The sequence below is a fragment of the Chromobacterium paludis genome (assembly GCF_008275125.1).
GTDB classification, from domain to species: domain Bacteria; phylum Pseudomonadota; class Gammaproteobacteria; order Burkholderiales; family Chromobacteriaceae; genus Chromobacterium; species Chromobacterium paludis.
Genome location: NZ_CP043473.1, coordinates 2,238,900 through 2,255,477, shown reverse-complemented (window position 1 = coordinate 2,255,477; position 16,578 = coordinate 2,238,900). Strand labels below are relative to the sequence as shown.

The window sequence follows — 16,578 nt, the reverse complement described above, 5'->3', positions numbered from 1 at the left end:
ACCATGATCGTGAGCGCGTTCTAAGCGGCACGGCGGCGCGGCCGGCTCAGCCGCCGCGCTCCCGCATGCGCAGCTGGCGCGGGCTCAGCCCCAGCAGCTGGCGGCATAGCCGGGTCAGCGCGCTTTGGTCGGAGAAGCCGCAAGCGGCGGCGATGTCGGCCAGCGGCTCGCAGCCGCGGCGGATGGCGTGGCAGGCCGCGTCCATGCGGGTAAGGCGGATGAAGTCGCCGGTGCGCAGCTGGAACACCCGCTTCATTCTTCTGTCCAGCTGGCCGATGCTGAGGCCGGACAGCTCGCACAGCTCTTCCAGATGCAGCGGACGATGGTAGTGGGCATGAATGTGGTCGACGCAGGCGGCGAAGCGTTCGTCCAGCAGTTTTTCCCGCGTCAGGTCGGCCAGGTCCTTGGAAATGCAGACCAAGCCCAACAGCCTGCCGTCCGGATGCAGCAGGGCCTGTTTGTTGGTCAGGCACCAGCCGGCGGCGCCGTCGGGGTAGACCGTCAGGTCCAGCCGGTTGCGCAGCGGCATGTGCTCGGAAAAAAGCTGCGTGTCCTGTTCGCGGTAGCGGTTGGCCATCGCCTGGGGAAACAGCTCGTGCGCGGTGCGGCCCTCGGCCTGGCCACGGTTGCGCAAGGCGCAGCGAGGAACGCAGCCTTGGCTGATCGCCAGATAACGGCTGTCCAGGTCTTTGACTGAAAACACGACATCCGGGAGCAGGTCGAACAGGGCCGCCATCGCGCGGGCGGCGGCCAGGTCGCAAACCAGATGCGGTTGCTGCATGGGCATGTGCATGACGTAACGATCCTTGCGCAAGTCCCCCGCGCCGTGGCGAGGGATGATTCTGCCATGTGAATTCCAATGGCATTTCTTTAAAACAAGATGGTTCATCGTCATGCAATTTGCAAGAAATGCCGCAGCGGCGGAACGCCGCCGCGGCCATGAGCTAGGCTTTACTCGTAGCTGGCGCTGATGGAAACGTTGGAGAACGGTTGTTTCGCCTGCAGGGTCAGGTAATACCAATGGCCGGACTGCGGGGCCGCGATGCTGACGGACTCCTCGTTGCCCGCGCGGGCCGAGGCGAAGTCATAACTGGACGGCGTGGGATAGCGGTCCTTCGCCACATACAGGTCCACGTCGCCGCTGCCGCCGCTGGTCCAGAGTCTGAGATTGCGCGCGCCGGCCGGCAGCAGGATGGTGGCGTAGGCCGCGTAGGATGAGGACAAGCCGGAGAGAGAGCAGTTCTTGCCCAGCCGTTCCGGATAGGCCTCATGGCAGGCTGGCAGGCCGGTGTTGGGCGGCAAGGGCGGCTGGCCTGCCGTGGTGGCGCTTTGCGCCCAGGCGGCGAACTCATTGTCGTAACGGCTGCCGATCTGCCGCATCCAGCCCATGTAACCGCCGGCGTAGTCGCCCTTGCGCCATAGCGGCAGCATGGCGTCGATGTCGGCGCGGTGGCGCTCGAACATGAAGCGGGTGGCCATATAGCCCCAGCGATAAGCGCGGGTGACGTAATCCGCCATATCGTAGGTGTTGCCGTAGATCTGGCTCAGCTTGTAGTTGCCCGTCTTCGCGATGTCGATGGCGGTCTGGTTGTCGTTGCGCAAGGACAGATACTCGGCCAAGCCTTCTATCCACCATACCGTGGGTTGCTGGGTGGCGGCGGCGAAGTCGCCGTACATGTCGAAGCGGCCGTCCAGGTAGTGGATGTATTCATGCTCCAGGTTCCATACCTTGAACGCGGGGCGCAGCCAGGAGGCCTCGTGGGCGATGAAGCGGGCCTGGTTGTTCGGATCGGCCGGATTGCCTTCCAGATACATGCCGCCGTTGTCGGTGCTGATGCCGTAGATCACGCCAGCGTATTTGGAGTAATTGTTGTAGTCGTCGAACACCACCACTTCCAGCGAGGTGTTGTTGTCGTTGGCCACTGGCTGGTTATGCGTCTGCAGCATTTGGTGGAAGTAGGACTCCTCGTTTTGCAGCAGCGCGCAGGAGGACTGCATCTGCTCCGTGGTCATTTCCTGGGCCCGTATGTGGATGGTGGGGCTGCAGGTGTAGCGGTTGACCAGAACGGCGTCGGCCAGCTTGGTTTCGAAATTGCAGGTGCCGTATTCGGAGCAGTTGGCATTGTCGTAGTACTTGACTGCTTCCGCCGCGGCCAGCCACAGCTCGTTGTCGGCGCCGGTCATGCTGCTGCCGGCCAGTATCGCCTTGGCTTGCGGCTTGATGGCGGGCAACAAGGCCGGGTACTGCATGAAGCGCAGCCCTTCGCGCGTGGCGTCGCCCAGCTGGAAGGCGCTTTCCGTGCCGATCAAGCTGGCTTTGTCGGCCTGGACGAACTGGGTCAGCGCCGCCGAGTAGCTGCCGTCGTTTTGCAGCAAGGGCAGGGCCGCGCCGCGGCCGTGGGCGTAGAACAATACGGTCAGCGCGCCGGTGAAGCCCTGGCTGGCGGTGGTTTCGCGCAGCGCTTGCGCCGCGTTGGGATTGGCCGCGGTATTGGTGTAGCGCTGGACGATGGCGCGCATGGACGGCAGGTAATAGGCCTCGTCCGCCATATTGGTGATCAGCGTCATCACCTCGTGCGCCGTGGTCGGCGCCTGGGCGTTGGCGGCGAACAGCGCGGCGCCGTCGGCCAGCTGCTTGATGCCGGGACGCAGCGTGGTTTGCAGATTGGGGTCCAGCGCCGGCAGGGTGCCGCTGCCGGCCAGGTAGTAGCCGGCGCGCAGATACAGCGTCAGGTTGACCAGGGCCATGGACGAAGCGTTGTAGCCGGCGGCCTCCTGGGAGAAGCGGCTGGCCGCGGCGTTGAGGTTGGCCGCGCTGTAGATGGTGGCGGCCAGCGGTTTGTCCAGCGCGAACAGGCCGTAAGTGCAGGTGTAGTCGGGCAGGGAGACCAGGTAGTTGGCGAGATCGGCGCCGCTGTGGCTGGCCAATGCGTTCATGTCCTGGCATTGCGCGGTGGCGGCGTGGAGCGCCAGCTTCTTGGAGGGCTTGCCTATCACGCTGCGCTTGTCCTGCAGCCGGTAACGCGATTGGAAGTCGGTAGGCGGCAATTGCCGCCACAGGCGGGGGGCTGCGGGTTGGCGCGATTTGGCCTGCGCCTGGTGCGGCATCTTGTAGATTTTCGGCGCGGCCTGGACTGGCGCGCTCAAGGCGGCGGACAGGGCCAGGCACAACGCGGCGAGAGTGAGTCTTGGCATGTTTGTCTCCGGAGAATCAGGGGGCATCCCTGACGGAAAAAGCATGCCAAGCCTGAAGGCGGCTTTCTTGGCGCGTCTTTGCGCCGGCGCGCGCAGATTTGCCAAATCCGGCGGCGCATGGCCGCGCATGAGGCCTAGACGCAGGGGTCGACCACTTCCACCCGGTTGCGTCCCTGTCGTTTGGCCAGGTAGAGCGCGTTGTCGGCGGCGGACAGCAGGGACTCCAGCGTCTGATGGCCGGCGTCGAGCGTGGCGACGCCGAAGCTGGCGGTGACGAACAAGGTTTGCCGTACGCCCAGCGCCAGGGGCCGTTCTTCGATGCCGGCTCGCAGCCGCTCCGCCAGCGCGCGGCCTGTCGCCGCGCCGCCAGCGGCCAGGATGATGAATTCTTCGCCGCCGTAGCGGCCGATGAGGTCCCCTTCGCGGCAGGTCTGGGCGGCGATGGCGGCGACATGGCACAGCACGGCGTCGCCCGCATCATGGCCATGGGTGTCGTTGACCTGTTTGAAGTAGTCGATGTCGAACAGAATCAGCGTGGCCGATTCGCCGTGCAGCCGCGCACGGGCGATCTCGGCGTGGGCCGCCTGAGTGAAGGCGCGCCGGTTGGCGATCCCGGTCAGGAAGTCCACGCGGGAAATCTCGGTCAACTCCTCGATCAAGCGCTGTTTTTCCTGCTCCAGGGCGTGCTTCTCGCGGATGCGGCTTCGCAGGACCTCGATCGCGCCCAGCACTTTCCCCACTTCGTCAGCATGGCGATGGCGCGGAATCTTGGCGTCCAGCTGGCCATGGGCGATGTCGCCGAGCAGGCGGGCAGAGGTCAGCAGAGGGCGGACGATGCGCCAGCGCAGAAAGCAGAACAGCGCCAACTGGGCCAGCATGGCAATGAGGCCCAGCCCGATGGCTGACAATAGATGGCGAAAAGAGCTGCGGTGGCGCGCCCGCGCTTCTTCCAGCGCGGAGCGCATCATGGCGTTGCGCAGTTCGACGATGGACGACAGGGTGGGCACGAAGCGCGCGACGAAGTCCGCGGTGTCTAGCGGCACGGGTTGGTGGTGCTCGCTGGCTTCCACGCACACGTTAATCAGGGCCAGGCCCTGTTGGAAATAGATCGCGTCCATGCGGTCGGCTGCGCGCAAGGTGTCGGCGGCGGTGGCGGTCAGTCCGCTTCGCAGGCGGATATCGTCGCGCAGTTGATAGATGCGCCCGCGCAGCTCGTCTATAGACTTCATTTCCTTGGCGGTCAGTGGCCTGTGCTCTGTCATGGCAGCCGTCAGATGGGAGCCGATGCGGCCGGCGTATTCTCTCAGCTCCACGGCCTGCAGGGCACCGCCCAACGGCGTGGCCAGTTGGGGGTGGATGTTGATCGCGTGGGTGGACAAGGTGCCGACAGCCTGCAGCGTGGCAGGCACCACATCGAACATGCGCTGCACGGCACCCATGATGCGCTCCGTTTCTTTGGCGGCATGGATCTGGTTCCCGTCTACCGCCTGGCGCGCTACCCGCAAACGTTGTTGCGCTTGCCGCACATATTCCAGGGCGAGTTTATGCTCGCTGGAGTCCACGCCAGCTAGAGACGCGGCTAGCGCCTGCAGCGCCTGGTTGGTCTCCAGCCTGGCCTGATGTACTTTTTGATGAGCGTCGGGGTCATTGGGTGAGGACAGCTGAATATTTGAGGGTCCGCGCTCCAGTGAAACCTTTTCCGCAGCCACCATGGCCAGCTGGATCACTCCCAGGGTGTCCATCACATCCTGCGTCGCTCGGTGGACCGCCCATTCCGTATCGATGATCCAGGCCAAAGGCAAGCTGACCAGCAGGAACAAAACGACAGAGACTAAGGTGAAAATTCTGGACAAGCGCATGGTTCGTTTCATTCAGTCGTGGCGGGCCGGCGCCGGCTTGCGCGCAAGATTGAGTATATGTGCTGAGACAGTTTTGAAGCGAACTTTCCTGTGGCCGCCCGCTATTCATGGCGCCGCGCGCCAATGCCCGGACGGCTGGCCACGCGTGAGCATGGGCGATCTCGGCCCCGGCGTGCGCCAGGTCATCGCTAGGCCGTTTTCAATCCGTTTTGCCGCCGCGCAAGGCGCGCAAAGCCGCCTGCGCGGCGGCGAAGTCAAAGGCCCGCATGCCGTGCTCCAGCGGTTGCAGGGCCGCTTCGGGGTAAGCGCCGCGCAGCCGCGGCAGATTGTCGCGGAACAGGGCGGCGGCGCTGAAGTCGCCGCTGGCCAGCGCTTGCTCCAGCCGGTCCAGCAAGTCCGAGCGCTCGCTGTCGCGCATGGCGCGGTCCGGGTTGGCGCTGCGCGGCGGCAGCAGGGTGGCCAGCGCGGCAGCTAAACTGCTTAGCGCCGCCTCCACATCGTGCAGCCGTCCGCTCGGCTCCGCAGACACTGCCCCATCCGGCAGGCGCAGTTCGGCTTCCAGCTCGGCGGCGGCGGCCTGCACGGCCGCCAGCCCCAGCATGCCGCTGCTGCCTTTCAGCGTGTGAGCGAGCCGCTGCGCCGTTTCGGCGTCGTTCTGGCCCAGCCGCTCGCGCAGCCGCTCGGCGTCGCCGCCGTGCGCGTCCAGGAAGCGACCCAGCATGGCGCGGTACTTGACGATATTGCCGCCCAGGCAGGCCAGGCCTTGCTCCAGGTCCAGGCCGGCAATGGCGGCCAGGCGAGCCTTCAAGTCGTCTGCTGCGTCTGCTGGGCTGGGCGCGGCGGGAGAGGAGGGCGGCGGCAGCCAGCGGCCCAGCGCGGCGAACAGTTGCGCCGGCTCCACCGGCTTGGCGACGAAGTCGTTCATGCCGGCGGCCAGGCAGGCGGCCCGGTCTTCGGCGAAGGCGCTGGCCGTCATCGCCAATATGGGGACCTGCGCGCCTTCCGGCCGCTCGCGGATGAGGCGGGTGGCCTCCAGACCGTCCATGCCAGGCATTTGCAAGTCCATCAGAATCAAGGCGTAGTCTTGCGGCCGGGCCAGGAAACGGGCGACGGCGGCTGCGCCGTCTTCCGCGGCCTCGGCGCGCAGGCCCACGCTTTGCAGCAGGGACTGGGCCACTTCGCTGTTGATGGGGTCGTCCTCGGCCAGCAGCACGCGCAGGCCGTCCCAGCGGCCGGCTGGCGCGGCCGGGCTGAACGGTGAGGCGGGGAGGGGCTGTTCGCCCCTGGCCAGAGGTACCGTGAACCAGAATACGCTGCCCTGGCCGGGATGGCTGTCGGCGCCGACCTCTCCGCCCATCCGTTCGACCAGGCGCTTGGTGATGGCAAGTCCAAGTCCGGTGCCGCCGTAGCGGCGGGTGGTGGAGGCGTCGGCCTGCTCGAAAACGTGGAACAGCCGCGGCAGCGTTTCCGGATCTATGCCTATGCCGCTGTCGCGGACGGAGACGCGCACGCGCAAGCCGTCTGTCAGTTCTTCGACGAGTTCGGCGCGGATGCCGATCTCGCCTCGCTCGGTGAACTTGATCGCGTTGCTGAGCAGGTTCAGCAGGCACTGGGCAAGCCGGGTGGCGTCGCCTCTGACCACCATGGGCGGAAACGCGGCTTCGCGTTTCAGGCTCAACCCTTTGGCGCGGACTTGCTCCGCCACCATGTCGGCGGTTTCCTCCAGCCAGCGGGCCAGGTCGAAGTCTCTCAGCTCCAGCTGGAGCTTGCCGGCCTCGGTCTTGGACAGGTCCAGTATGTCGTTGATCAGGCTGAGCAAGTGGCGGGCGGAGCGGTCTATGGTGTCCAGCCGGTGTTGTTGCTCGGGCGGCAGCTCGCCCTGGCGCAGCAGGTAGACCATGCCCAGAATGGCGTTCATCGGCGTGCGGATTTCGTGGCTCATATTGGCGACGAAGGCGGATTTCGCCGTGTTGGCGCGTTCGGCCGCCTCCTTGGCGCGCACTAGCGCCAATTCCTCCTCCTTGCGCCGGCTGATGTCGATGAAGAAGGAGATGACGCGATCAGGGGCTTCCCCGTCGCCCTCGGCGTAAAACAGCGTCACCTCCACCGGGATGGCATCGCCTTGCCGTGTTTGCACCTGGCTTTCAAACCGGATGCAGCGCTCGGCTTGCAGGCGCTTGATGGCGTCGCGAAACGCGGCGGGCGAGAAATTGGGGTCGATGTCGGATACGGTCAGCTCCAGCAACTGTTCCTCGCTATAGCCCAGCATGGCCGCCGTCTGGTGGTTGGCGTAGACGAAACGGCCGCTGTCCGGGTCCGCCCATTGGATGGCGATGCCCGCGCTGTCCATGGCGAACTGCGTCAATTGCAGGCGGGCGTGGGCATCCCTTACCTCGGCGGTGCGCGCCTCGACCAGCTCTTCCAGATGCTGTCTGTAGGTGTCCAGCTCCCGGGACAGCCGTTTTTTTTCCGTGACGTCTTCCTGCAATGCCAGATAGTGGGTGATGCGGCCGTCGGCCTGACGGATGGGCGAGATGTAGGCGAGTTCCGTCAGTTCGTCGCCATTCTTGCGCCGGTTAAAGAGTTCTCCCCTCCAGGCCTGGCCTGCATGCAGATGCCGCCAGAGATCGACGAAGGTCTGGCGCGGGGTCAGGCCGGAAGATAGCAGCCTGGGATTGCGGCCCAGCACTTCGTCTGCTTCGTAGCCGGTATTGCGGGTGAAGGCGGCGTTGACGTAGACGATGCGGGCCTGCAGATCCGTGATCATGATGCTTTCCGGGCTTTGCTCGACGGCCAGGGACAGCTTGCGGATTTCCTCCGCGGCGCGGCGGCGTTCGGTGATGTCGCGGCAGGCGCCGTACAGGGTGCTGTCCGGCAGCCGGATGGCGTTGATTTCCACCGGCAGCAGCTCGCCGTCGCGCCGCTTCAGCATCAGCTCGGTGGTGACGTGTTCGCCGGCCAGCAGCGCCTGGAAAGCCTGGGCCACATGGGCGGCATCCTGTTCCGGCGTGACGTCGCGGATATGCATCGCCAGCAGCTCCGCTTGCGTGTAGCCCAGCAGTTCGCAGGCTTGATGATTGACATAGACGTAATGGCCCGCGTTGTCGGCGACGAAGACGGCGTCAGCCGCGTTGTCCAGCACGGTTTGATAGCGGGCCTGGCTCTCCGCCAGGGCCCGGCTTTGTTCGCGCAGCGGCCTGAGGTCGGCGTAGCTGGCGACAAAGCCTTCCAACGCGCCATCGAGACCGCGGATGGCGGCGACAGAGGCGTAGACCGGGATGGCCATGCCATGGCAGTCCAGGCGCGCCAGCTCGCCAGACCAGTAGCCCTGCGCCAGCAGCAGGCGCTGGAGTGCCTCCCGTTGCGCCAGGTCGTCAGGCGCGGTGAAGCGGCTGGCCGGCGTGCCTAGCAGCTCGGCGGCATCGTAGCCCATCAGTTTGACGAAGGCCGGGTTGGCATAAGTGATGCGCTGCTCGGCATCGGTCATCAACGTGGCCTGCGCCGATTGCGCCAATGCTTCGGCCAGTCGGTGGTTGTCGTTTTCCGCGCGTTTGCGCTCCGTGATGTCGGTGGTGATGCCGCAGATGGCGTGGATGGCGCCGCCGGCATCGCGCAGGGGGAATTTGAGCGACAGATACGTACGCGGTTCGCCGTCCTGCGGCACCGTTTCTTCCAGTTGCAGGGCTTCGCCTGAGACCAGCACGTCGCGGTCGGCGATGACGAGGCGTTCCGCGATGGCGGGAGGGAACAGGTCGTAATCGGTGAAGCCTTCGCGGCGCGCGTCGTCCAGCTGGACGATGTCGATGAAGCGGCGGTTGACCAGCAGATATTGCCCTGCGAGGTTCTTGACGAAGATGGCGGCAGGGGAGTTGTCCAGGATGGCCCGCAGCAGCGCCTGCTGCCGTTGCAGCTCGTCGGCAAGCTGCTTGTCCGCGGACAGGTCGCGGATGGCCGCGCTGCAGGCCGGACGGCCGTTTTCATCGGTGTAGGCGTGCAAGGACACGGCGGCCGGGAAGACGCGGTCGCCGTTGCGCAGTTGCACTTCCCGTTGCTGGTCTGCCATGGCGATGCCGTTTTCGCCCTGCAGAGAGGCGGGTTCATCCTCCGCCAGCAGCCCGCTCCAACCCAGGCGGCGCAGGCTGGACTCATCGCGGCCGAGGATGCGCTGGGCTTCCTGGTTGGCCGCCTGGATGGCGCCGCCCGCCGTCATCAGCAGCACGCCGTATTGGCTGTTCTCGAACAAGGCGCGGTAGCGCCGCTCACCCTGCAGTTGCTTGGCCGCGGCCACCAGGAAGCGGGCGCGATGGCTGTAGACGCTCAGCGCCGCGCCATTGGCGAGAAAAACCATCACCGAGGCCAAGTGGGACGGCGCGGCTTGCCTGGCCTCCGGCGGCAGGAAAACCTGCCAGACCAGTCCGGCGGATAAGCCTGTGGCCAGCAGGCCGCCTTCCAGCCCCGTGGTCAGGGCGGCGAAGAAAACGGCCGGGTAGAACAGAATCCAGACATAAGGTTGCAGAAATTGCCAGGCCGAATACTGCAGAACCAACGTCGCGGCCACGATCAGCAAGGAGGCGGCGATTTTGCGAGCGCGCGGAGGCAACAGGCGTCTAACCTTAAACAGGAAACGCTCGGGCGGCTTCATCGTGGCTCCTTGGCATCGGGGCAGCCTGGCTGCCGTTAATCCAGCCTAGACCAAGGTTGGCGAGAATTGGCCTGGAATGGGCGGAAGGAGGGGCATGGACGGGGACAACGCGACGGTGATGATTGTGGATGACGCGCCGGAGTGCCTGTCGGTGCTGGGCGAGCTGCTGCAAGCGCACTACCGGGTCAAGGTGGCCAATAGCGGATCGGCGGCGCTGCGCCTGGCCGCCATCCCGCCGCCGCCGGATCTGATCCTGCTGGACAGGATGATGCCGGGCATGGATGGACGGGAGACGTTTGCCCGCTTGCGCGCGGATCCCGCCACGGCCCAGGTGCCGGTGATCTTCGTCACCGCCATGAGCGAGCCCAAGGACGAGCTGGGCGGGCTGGAGGCCGGCGCCGTCGACTACATCACCAAGCCCATCGTGCCGCAGCTGGTGTTGGCGCGCGTGAAGATACAACTGGAGCTGAAGCGGGCGCGTGACCGGTTGGATGAGCAGAACCGCTGGCTGGAGCGGGAAGTGTCGCGGCGGATGGAGGAGAACGATCTGACGCAGCGGGTGGCCATCCACGCGCTGGCGCGGCTGGCCGAGATGCGGGACCGGGAAACCGGCAACCACTTGTTGCGCACCCAGGGCTATGTCCAGCTCTTGGGACGATTGCTGCAGCGCGATCCGCGCTACCGCGACCAATTGAGCGACTATGCCATCGAGCTGATGACGCGCTCGGCGCCGCTGCACGACATCGGCAAGGTGGGCATACCGGACCGCATCCTGCTCAAGCCGGGCAAGCTGGATGCGGACGAATGGGACATCATGCGCACGCACGCCGGCCTGGGCGCCCAGGCCATCGCCCAGGCGGAGCGAGATGCCGGCCGGCCAGTGGATTTTCTGGCCTGCGCCAAGGATGTGGCCGGCCATCATCATGAACGCTGGGACGGCTCGGGCTATCCAGACGGGCTGGCCGGCGAGGCCATTCCCTTGAGCGCCAGGCTGATGGCGCTGGCAGACGTATTCGACGCGCTGATCTCGCGCCGCTGCTACAAGCCCGCGCTGGCCATGGAGACCGCGCGCGGGCTGATCGCGGCGGGGCGGGGCAGCCAGTTCCAGCCGGAGCTGGTGGATGCCTTCCTGGAACATTTCGACGACTTCGTCGCCATCGCCATGCGCTATGCCGACGCGCCGGAGCCGCAGGCCGATTGAGGCCGGCTTCGGCGCGGCGTTCAACTTCAGCCCAGGTCGGCGATGACCAGCTTGGCGATATTGAAGTAAATCACCAGGCCGGTGCCGTCGATGAAGGTGGCGATGAAGGGCGCGGACACCACGGCCGGGTCTATGCGCATCTTCTTCAGCACCATGGGGATGATGGAGGACACGATGGCGCTCCACACCGTGATGGCGAACAGCGTCAGGCACACCACCAGCGCCACTTCATGTCCGACGCCCAGCATCCAGGCGCGCAGCAGGCCCACCAGGCCTATGGCCAGCGCGATCATGAAGGAGGTGGTGACCTCCTTGCGCAGCACCGCGCCCAGATTGCGCAAGCCCACTTCGCCCACCGCCATCGCCCGCACCAGGGTGGAGGTGATCTGGGTGCCGCTGTTGCCGCCGGTGCCGATCAACAGCGGGATGAAGAAGGCCAGCGCGATCACCGCCTCCAGCTGCTCCTCGAACACCTGCAGAATGGTGCTGGTGTAGGCCTCGGCCGCAAACAGCAGCAAGAGCCAGGGCAGGCGCTTCTTCCACAGCGCCCACGGGCTGGTGTCCAGATAGGGCGTGTCCAGCGGCAGGCTGGCGCCCTGGCGCTGAGCGTCGTCGGTTTCCTCGTCACGCAGCAGTGCGGCGATCTCGCGCTCGTACAGCGCGCCGACCAGCTTGCCATTGCTGGCCACCGGCACGATGTTCAGCGCCAGGCCCTGCAGCTCCGGCGCGGCATCGCGGCGCAGCGCGCCGGGTTCCAGCGAGACTCCGGCCGGCTGCATCAGCCCGGAGACGGGCCGGGCGTCGTCTTTCTCCGTCAGCAAGGATTTCAGCGACAGCCGGCCATGCAGAAAGCCGCTGTCGTCGGTGACGAAGATTTGGGCGGGAACGTCGTCGTCGCGCAATTGGCCCAGCATGTGGGCGCGCGCCTGGCCGGCGGTCATGTCGCGGCGCAGGGTGATCAGCGCGACGCTCATATAGGCGGCGACGGTTTCCTTCAGATTGATGTCCGCCGGATTGGAGGCGGCAAGGGTATGGCTTGCGACGTAAGTCATGGTGAGTATTCCCCGTTTAGCTGTTTGAACCGCAAACAGTTCTCAATGGGGGCGACAACCAGGAGGCGAGTGCAGGAAAGCGATCTCCGCGTCTAGGTTTTGGCACTATGCAACGTATCCCGGAGGGGAAGTCACTTTGGGCTAGACCTTAATCCGATCAAGCCTGTCCTAACCTTGGGCGTCTCTCGACGTCGTCAGATCAGTGACCTGTGTTTGCATAGGAGCCTCGCCGAACGAGACACTGCATCTTTGTGGATGAGTTGGCCGCCTTGTCGATGGGCGGCCGTTTGGCTGGGACGGTTTGCCCGCGGCCAAGCCAGTCTGAATGCGGAAAGTCCGTTTGGTTCCTGGGGCGGGTTATTTTTTTCTGATAAATATCAAATGCATATCGCGTGGGCGGTGGGGTGCGCCGCCGCCGCCATCAACGCGCCAAGGCGTCGTGCTATGCTGCCAGCGTCGCGGCGGTTAGCCGCGGCCCGCGACCGTGCCCGCGCAGCCGGCACCAGAATTCTGGATACACCATGAGCAAGAGCATCATTTCCGACATGGACGGCGTGATTTACCGGGGCAAACAGCTGATACCCGGCGCGCGCGAATTCATCACCCGGTTGATCGAAAGCCATACGCCCTTTTTGTTTCTGACCAATAACGCCGAGCAGACGCCGCTGGACCTGCGGCTGAAGCTGGAAGGCCTGGGCATTTCAGGCCTGACCGAAGACAACTTCATCACCAGCGCCATGGCGACGGCGATGTTCCTGAAAAGCCAGACGCGCAAGGCCATGCCGACCGCCTATGTGGTGGGCGGTGCCGGGCTGATCAATGAACTGTACAACGTCGGCTTCTCGATTTCCGAATCCCACCCGGACTACGTGGTGGTGGCCAAGTCGCAGACTTTCAGCTTTGAACAGATCAAGAAAGCGGTGCGCTTCATCGACCAGGGCGCCAAGTTCATCGGCACCAATCCGGACATGATCGATCCGATCGAGGGCGGCGGCTACGAGCCGGCAGCCGGCACCCTGCTGGCGGCGATAGAGGCTGCCACCGGCAAGAAGCCCTACATCGTCGGCAAGCCCAATTCATTGATGATGATGCTGGCCACGCGCAAGCTGGGCGTGCATCCGGAAGAGGCGGTGATGATAGGCGACCGCATGGACACTGACATCGTCGGCGGGCTGGAGGCAGGCATGTGCACGGCGCTGGTGCTGTCCGGCGTGTCCACGCGCGCATCAATGGAGCAGTTTCCGTATCAGCCGGACTACGTGTTCGACAGCGTGGCGGACATCGACCCGCACGCGCTCTAGCCGCACCCCGCCAACCCAAGGCCGGCTAGTGGGTTCGCTTCCTTGCCGCGCGGCCTGCCCCGTCTGCGTCGGCGCGCCGGCTATCTGACCAGGGGGGGGCGACGCTTAGGATGCCAGGTAGACCATGACCTGGCCGCGACCGGCGCGTTTGGCCCGCAGCAAGGCCTCGTCGGCGCGGCCCACCAGTTCGCGCGGGGTGGCTTCTCCAGCGCGGAAACAGGCGGCGGCGACGCCTATGCTGGCGGAGAGCGGAAAGATCAGCCCATCGGATTGCACAGGCGTGGAGCGGATCTTGGCCAGGATTTCCTCGGCTTTCTTGGCGGCTTGCGCCTGCCCGGTGTCGGGCAGGATGACGCAGAATTCATCGCCGCCGAAGCGCGATATGCTGTCGTAGGCGCGCAAGTTGGACGTGATGCGCTGGCTGAATTCGATCAGCGCATGGTCGCCATGCAGATGGCCGTATTCGTCGTTGATCTGCTTGAAGTAGTCCAGGTCTATCATCATCACCGCCAGTTCGCCCTGTGTGCGCGCGGCGCGCGCCACCTCGCTGGTGAGCAGCGCTTTGCCGGCGGCGCGATTCCAGATGTTCAGCAGCGGGTCCAGCATGGACTGGCGCCGGATCTCATCCAGTTTGGCAAAGATTTCCACCTGGGCCTCGCCCAGCTGGCGATGGGCCAATGTCATTTCCACCCAGGCGCCCAGATCCTCCAGGCTCTGCCTGTCTTCGTCCGTCAGCTGGCGTGGCTGCGTGTCGATGACGCACAGCGTGCCAATGAGGAAACCTTCCCAGTTCTTGATTGGCCGTCCGGCATAAAAGGTAATGCCCGGCGCGCCGGTCACCAGGGGATTGTCGTGAAAACGCTCGTCGCGGCGCGCGTCCGGCACCACGAACAGCTCTTCATGGAGAATGGCATGGCCGCAGAAGGATAGGCGGCGTTCCGTCTGGCGCAGCCCCAGTCCGCTGCAGGATTTGAACCATTGCCGGTGTTCGTCCACCAGCGAGATCAGGGCGATCGGCACACCGAACAGCCGCTTGGTCAGGCGGACGATGCGGTCGAAAGCCTCTTCGTTGGGGGTGGACAGAATTTGCATGCGGCGCAGCGACTCCAGTCTTTGTTGCTCGTTTTCTGGAATGGGCGCGTCTAGCATGGCGGTCTCCTGCGGTGGTTGAGGGGGAAGACGGCGCGGCGCCGCCTGTTGACAGTATAAGCCGGCAGGCGGGCCGCGCGTCAGTCCATGGGCCTGGAGGCCGCGCGGGCGTCTGGATTGCAGCGCCTGTCAGCGCGTCGGGCCGCCAGGACAGGCCCTGGGTGATCTGTCGCTTGTCGGGGCGAGCAGCCTGGTGTCGATGCGCGCGCCGTAAGCTTTGAGGCTCGGTCCCGACTCATGTGTGAGGATGGGCAGGCTTGATCTGTCCGACACGGTGCGCTAACACGGGGGGAGCCGCGCGCGGTCTGCCGCGGGGGCGGTCCCTAGCAGAAGGAGGGAATATCATGAAACGCATAGCCACGCTGGCCGCCATCGGCCTGGCCTGCCTCGCGGGGAGCGCCGCGGCAGGCGAGATCCGGCCCTACACCGCGCAGACCTTCGACGCGCTGGCGTCGGCAGGGACGCCCGTGGTGGTCGATGTCAGCGCAGGCTGGTGCCCCACCTGCAAGGCGCAGAAGCCGATCATCGACAGCCTGATGCGTCAGCTGGCTTATAGCAAGGTGACGCTGCTGACGGTGGATTTCGACCGCGACAAGGCCGCCTTGCAGCGCTTCGGCGTCAGCATGCAAAGCACGCTGATAGGCTATAAGGGCGGCAAGGAAGTGGGCCGCTCAGTGGGCGATACCACCCGCTCGGGCCTGGAAGGGCTGGTGCGCAAGACGGTGGACTGAGTGAGCTTCGGTCTGGCCACCTATGGTCTGGGCCTGCTGGCAGGCCTGCTGTCCACCTTGTCGCCTTGCGTATTGCCCTTGCTGCCCATTCTGATCGGCTCGGCCCTGCAGGCCCATGCGCGCGCGCCCCTGGCGCTGGCTGCCGGTTTGGCGCTGTCTTACGCGGCGGCGGGCACGCTGCTGGCGCGGGGCGCGGCAATGCTAGGCCTGGATCCCGGCCTGTTCCGGCAGGGGGGGGCCGTCATGCTGGGGTTGCTGGGCGTGGTGCTGCTTTCCTCCACGCTGCAGCAGCGCTTCGCCGCCCGCGCGTCCCGCCTCAGCGACTGGGGCCATGCGCTGCTGGCCGGCGTGCGGCCCGATGGCCTGCTTGGCCAGTTCGCCATCGGCCTGCTGCTGGGGCTGGTGTGGAGTCCCTGCGTGGGCCCCACCCTGGGGGGCGCGGTGGTGCTGGCCAGCCAGGGCAGCCAGTTGGCCCAGACGGCGCTGTTGATGGGCTTGTTCGGCGTGGGCGCCGCCCTGCCTATCGTCGGCCTGGCGTATTTATCGCGCGGCGCCATGGCCAGAACGAAGTCGCGGCTGCAGCGGGCCGGCAAGATGGGCAAGGCGCTATTCGGCCTGATCCTGCTGCTGGTTTCCCTCGCGATGCTGAGCGGCGCGGACCGCGCGCTGGAGGGCTGGCTGCTTGACCACTCTCCGGACTGGCTCACCGCCCTGACGACGCGGTTCTAATGCGCGCTCAGCCTCATTCGAATGGCTGGCTTGGCTTGCGGGCCGTAAGCGTGGTCGATCCAATGGATGTTCCGCATTGCGTGATTGAAAAAGGCGATCAGCGGCTTCATCGCTCAAATCGAACCCACAACGCAGTTGCTCGGGGACTCGATGGCCTGGATGACGCCGAGCGAGATTTCATCGTGGGTCAGCCAGCGCGCAGATCCGTCGCGCTCCGGAACGGACCCCAGCACGACGGCGGTGTAGCGGCAGCCGGCTTGCATGGCCTGGAGACGGCGCTGCGCGACGCGGTCCTGCACGTTGCCGCCGCCGCTGCCGTGGATATCGACAATGCGGCAGTTCGAGCCGCGCACCATGTCGAGCAAACCCAACCTCGCGCCCCGGCCGGTTTGGTGCATCCAAAGCACGATCAAATCGGGAGGGAAGCGATCGATTGCCGGCTGCGTCGCCGCGAGGAAAGCCGGAACGCTGGTCCAATCCGCGGAGATGCAGTTTGCGCCGGAAAGACCCAATTTCTTCGCGGCGGCGTGACTGTCTCGAGAAACCAAGATCAGCTGCGACGCATGGTCGGCCAGATGCCGTGTTGTTTTTGCGAGCATCCCGGTCCCGCCGACAACGAGTACCGTTTTGAATTCCATGAAGCATCACTCCCGGATCAGATTCCTGGCTTTAGAAAGAACGGACGCCAACGCGACCCTTCCTTGCCAAATCGCTGACAG

The 16,578-nt window shown here is 65.4% G+C and carries 11 protein-coding genes and 1 riboswitch; of the genes, 4 read left to right on the top strand and 7 right to left on the bottom strand.

Translation table 11 applies throughout. The annotated features are described in order from the left end of the window. Nucleotides 1–46 precede the first annotated feature (46 nt). The 4 genes from FYK34_RS10455 to FYK34_RS10440 form a co-directional block, all read right to left on the bottom strand. Nucleotides 47–781: a helix-turn-helix domain-containing protein gene (locus FYK34_RS10455; RefSeq protein ID WP_231137240.1), complete on the bottom strand. Its 735-nt coding sequence runs from the start codon at nt 779–781 to the stop codon at nt 47–49. Nucleotides 782–951: 170 nt separating this feature from the next. Beyond that, entirely contained in the window at nt 952–3,195 is a 2,244-nt protein-coding gene (locus FYK34_RS10450; RefSeq protein ID WP_149296301.1) for a M9 family metallopeptidase, read from the bottom strand. 134 nt (nt 3,196–3,329) lie between these two features. Beyond that, nucleotides 3,330–5,054 carry a GGDEF domain-containing protein gene (locus tag FYK34_RS10445; protein WP_168209711.1) on the bottom strand — a complete coding sequence of 575 codons (1,725 nt, stop codon included), beginning with the start codon at nt 5,052–5,054 and terminating at the stop codon, nt 3,330–3,332. A gap of 199 nt (nt 5,055–5,253) precedes the next feature. Then, complete coding sequence (locus tag FYK34_RS10440) at nt 5,254–9,696, bottom strand: PAS domain S-box protein (protein WP_149296299.1); 4,443 nt, start codon at nt 9,694–9,696, stop codon at nt 5,254–5,256. A gap of 94 nt (nt 9,697–9,790) precedes the next feature. Between FYK34_RS10440 and FYK34_RS10435 the strand changes: the two genes are divergently transcribed. Further along, nucleotides 9,791–10,897 carry an HD-GYP domain-containing protein gene (locus FYK34_RS10435; RefSeq protein ID WP_149296298.1) on the top strand — a complete coding sequence of 369 codons (1,107 nt, stop codon included), beginning with the start codon at nt 9,791–9,793 and terminating at the stop codon, nt 10,895–10,897. Between the two features lie 26 nt (nt 10,898–10,923). On the opposite strand, the gene FYK34_RS10430 is transcribed toward FYK34_RS10435, so the two are convergent. Then, nucleotides 10,924–11,949 (bottom strand): magnesium transporter, encoded by a 1,026-nt coding sequence (locus FYK34_RS10430; RefSeq protein WP_149296297.1) that lies wholly within the window; start codon nt 11,947–11,949, stop codon nt 10,924–10,926. 77 nt (nt 11,950–12,026) lie between these two features. Next, nucleotides 12,027–12,194, bottom strand: a riboswitch (M-box (ykoK) riboswitch). A gap of 276 nt (nt 12,195–12,470) precedes the next feature. On the opposite strand from FYK34_RS10430, the gene FYK34_RS10425 reads away from it, so the two are divergent. After that, nucleotides 12,471–13,250, top strand: a complete 780-nt coding sequence (locus FYK34_RS10425; protein ID WP_149296296.1) for an HAD-IIA family hydrolase — start codon at nt 12,471–12,473, stop codon at nt 13,248–13,250. 105 nt (nt 13,251–13,355) lie between these two features. Here FYK34_RS10425 and FYK34_RS10420 read toward each other — a convergent pair whose 3' ends face one another. After that, nucleotides 13,356–14,399: a sensor domain-containing diguanylate cyclase gene (locus FYK34_RS10420; protein ID WP_149296295.1), complete on the bottom strand. Its 1,044-nt coding sequence runs from the start codon at nt 14,397–14,399 to the stop codon at nt 13,356–13,358. A gap of 344 nt (nt 14,400–14,743) precedes the next feature. On the opposite strand from FYK34_RS10420, the gene FYK34_RS10415 reads away from it, so the two are divergent. Together FYK34_RS10415 and FYK34_RS10410 are read left to right on the top strand one after the other, a co-directional pair. Beyond that, nucleotides 14,744–15,130: a thioredoxin family protein gene (locus tag FYK34_RS10415; protein WP_149296294.1), complete on the top strand. Its 387-nt coding sequence runs from the start codon at nt 14,744–14,746 to the stop codon at nt 15,128–15,130. Further along, nucleotides 15,131–15,859: a cytochrome c biogenesis CcdA family protein gene (locus FYK34_RS10410; protein ID WP_149296293.1), complete on the top strand. Its 729-nt coding sequence runs from the start codon at nt 15,131–15,133 to the stop codon at nt 15,857–15,859. Between the two features lie 113 nt (nt 15,860–15,972). Here FYK34_RS10410 and FYK34_RS10405 read toward each other — a convergent pair whose 3' ends face one another. Then, nucleotides 15,973–16,497, bottom strand: a complete 525-nt coding sequence (locus tag FYK34_RS10405; RefSeq protein ID WP_149296292.1) for a Rossmann-fold NAD(P)-binding domain-containing protein — start codon at nt 16,495–16,497, stop codon at nt 15,973–15,975. Between the last annotated feature and the right edge of the window lie 81 nt (nt 16,498–16,578).

Bases quoted from the DNA above. Each gene is read 5' to 3' on its own strand.
- FYK34_RS10450 (WP_149296301.1), bottom strand. From the start codon at position 3,195: ATGCCAAGACTCACTCTCGCCGCGTTGTGCCTGGCCCTGTCCGCCGCC.
- FYK34_RS10415 (WP_149296294.1), top strand. From the start codon at position 14,744: ATGAAACGCATAGCCACGCTGGCCGCCATCGGCCTGGCCTGCCTCGCG.
- FYK34_RS10420 (WP_149296295.1), bottom strand. From the start codon at position 14,399: ATGCTAGACGCGCCCATTCCAGAAAACGAGCAACAAAGACTGGAGTCG.
- FYK34_RS10405 (WP_149296292.1), bottom strand. From the start codon at position 16,497: ATGGAATTCAAAACGGTACTCGTTGTCGGCGGGACCGGGATGCTCGCA.
- FYK34_RS10440 (WP_149296299.1), bottom strand. From the start codon at position 9,696: ATGAAGCCGCCCGAGCGTTTCCTGTTTAAGGTTAGACGCCTGTTGCCT.
- FYK34_RS10455 (WP_231137240.1), bottom strand. From the start codon at position 781: ATGCAGCAACCGCATCTGGTTTGCGACCTGGCCGCCGCCCGCGCGATG.
- FYK34_RS10425 (WP_149296296.1), top strand. From the start codon at position 12,471: ATGAGCAAGAGCATCATTTCCGACATGGACGGCGTGATTTACCGGGGC.
- FYK34_RS10430 (WP_149296297.1), bottom strand. From the start codon at position 11,949: ATGACTTACGTCGCAAGCCATACCCTTGCCGCCTCCAATCCGGCGGAC.
- FYK34_RS10445 (WP_168209711.1), bottom strand. From the start codon at position 5,054: ATGCGCTTGTCCAGAATTTTCACCTTAGTCTCTGTCGTTTTGTTCCTG.
- FYK34_RS10435 (WP_149296298.1), top strand. From the start codon at position 9,791: ATGGACGGGGACAACGCGACGGTGATGATTGTGGATGACGCGCCGGAG.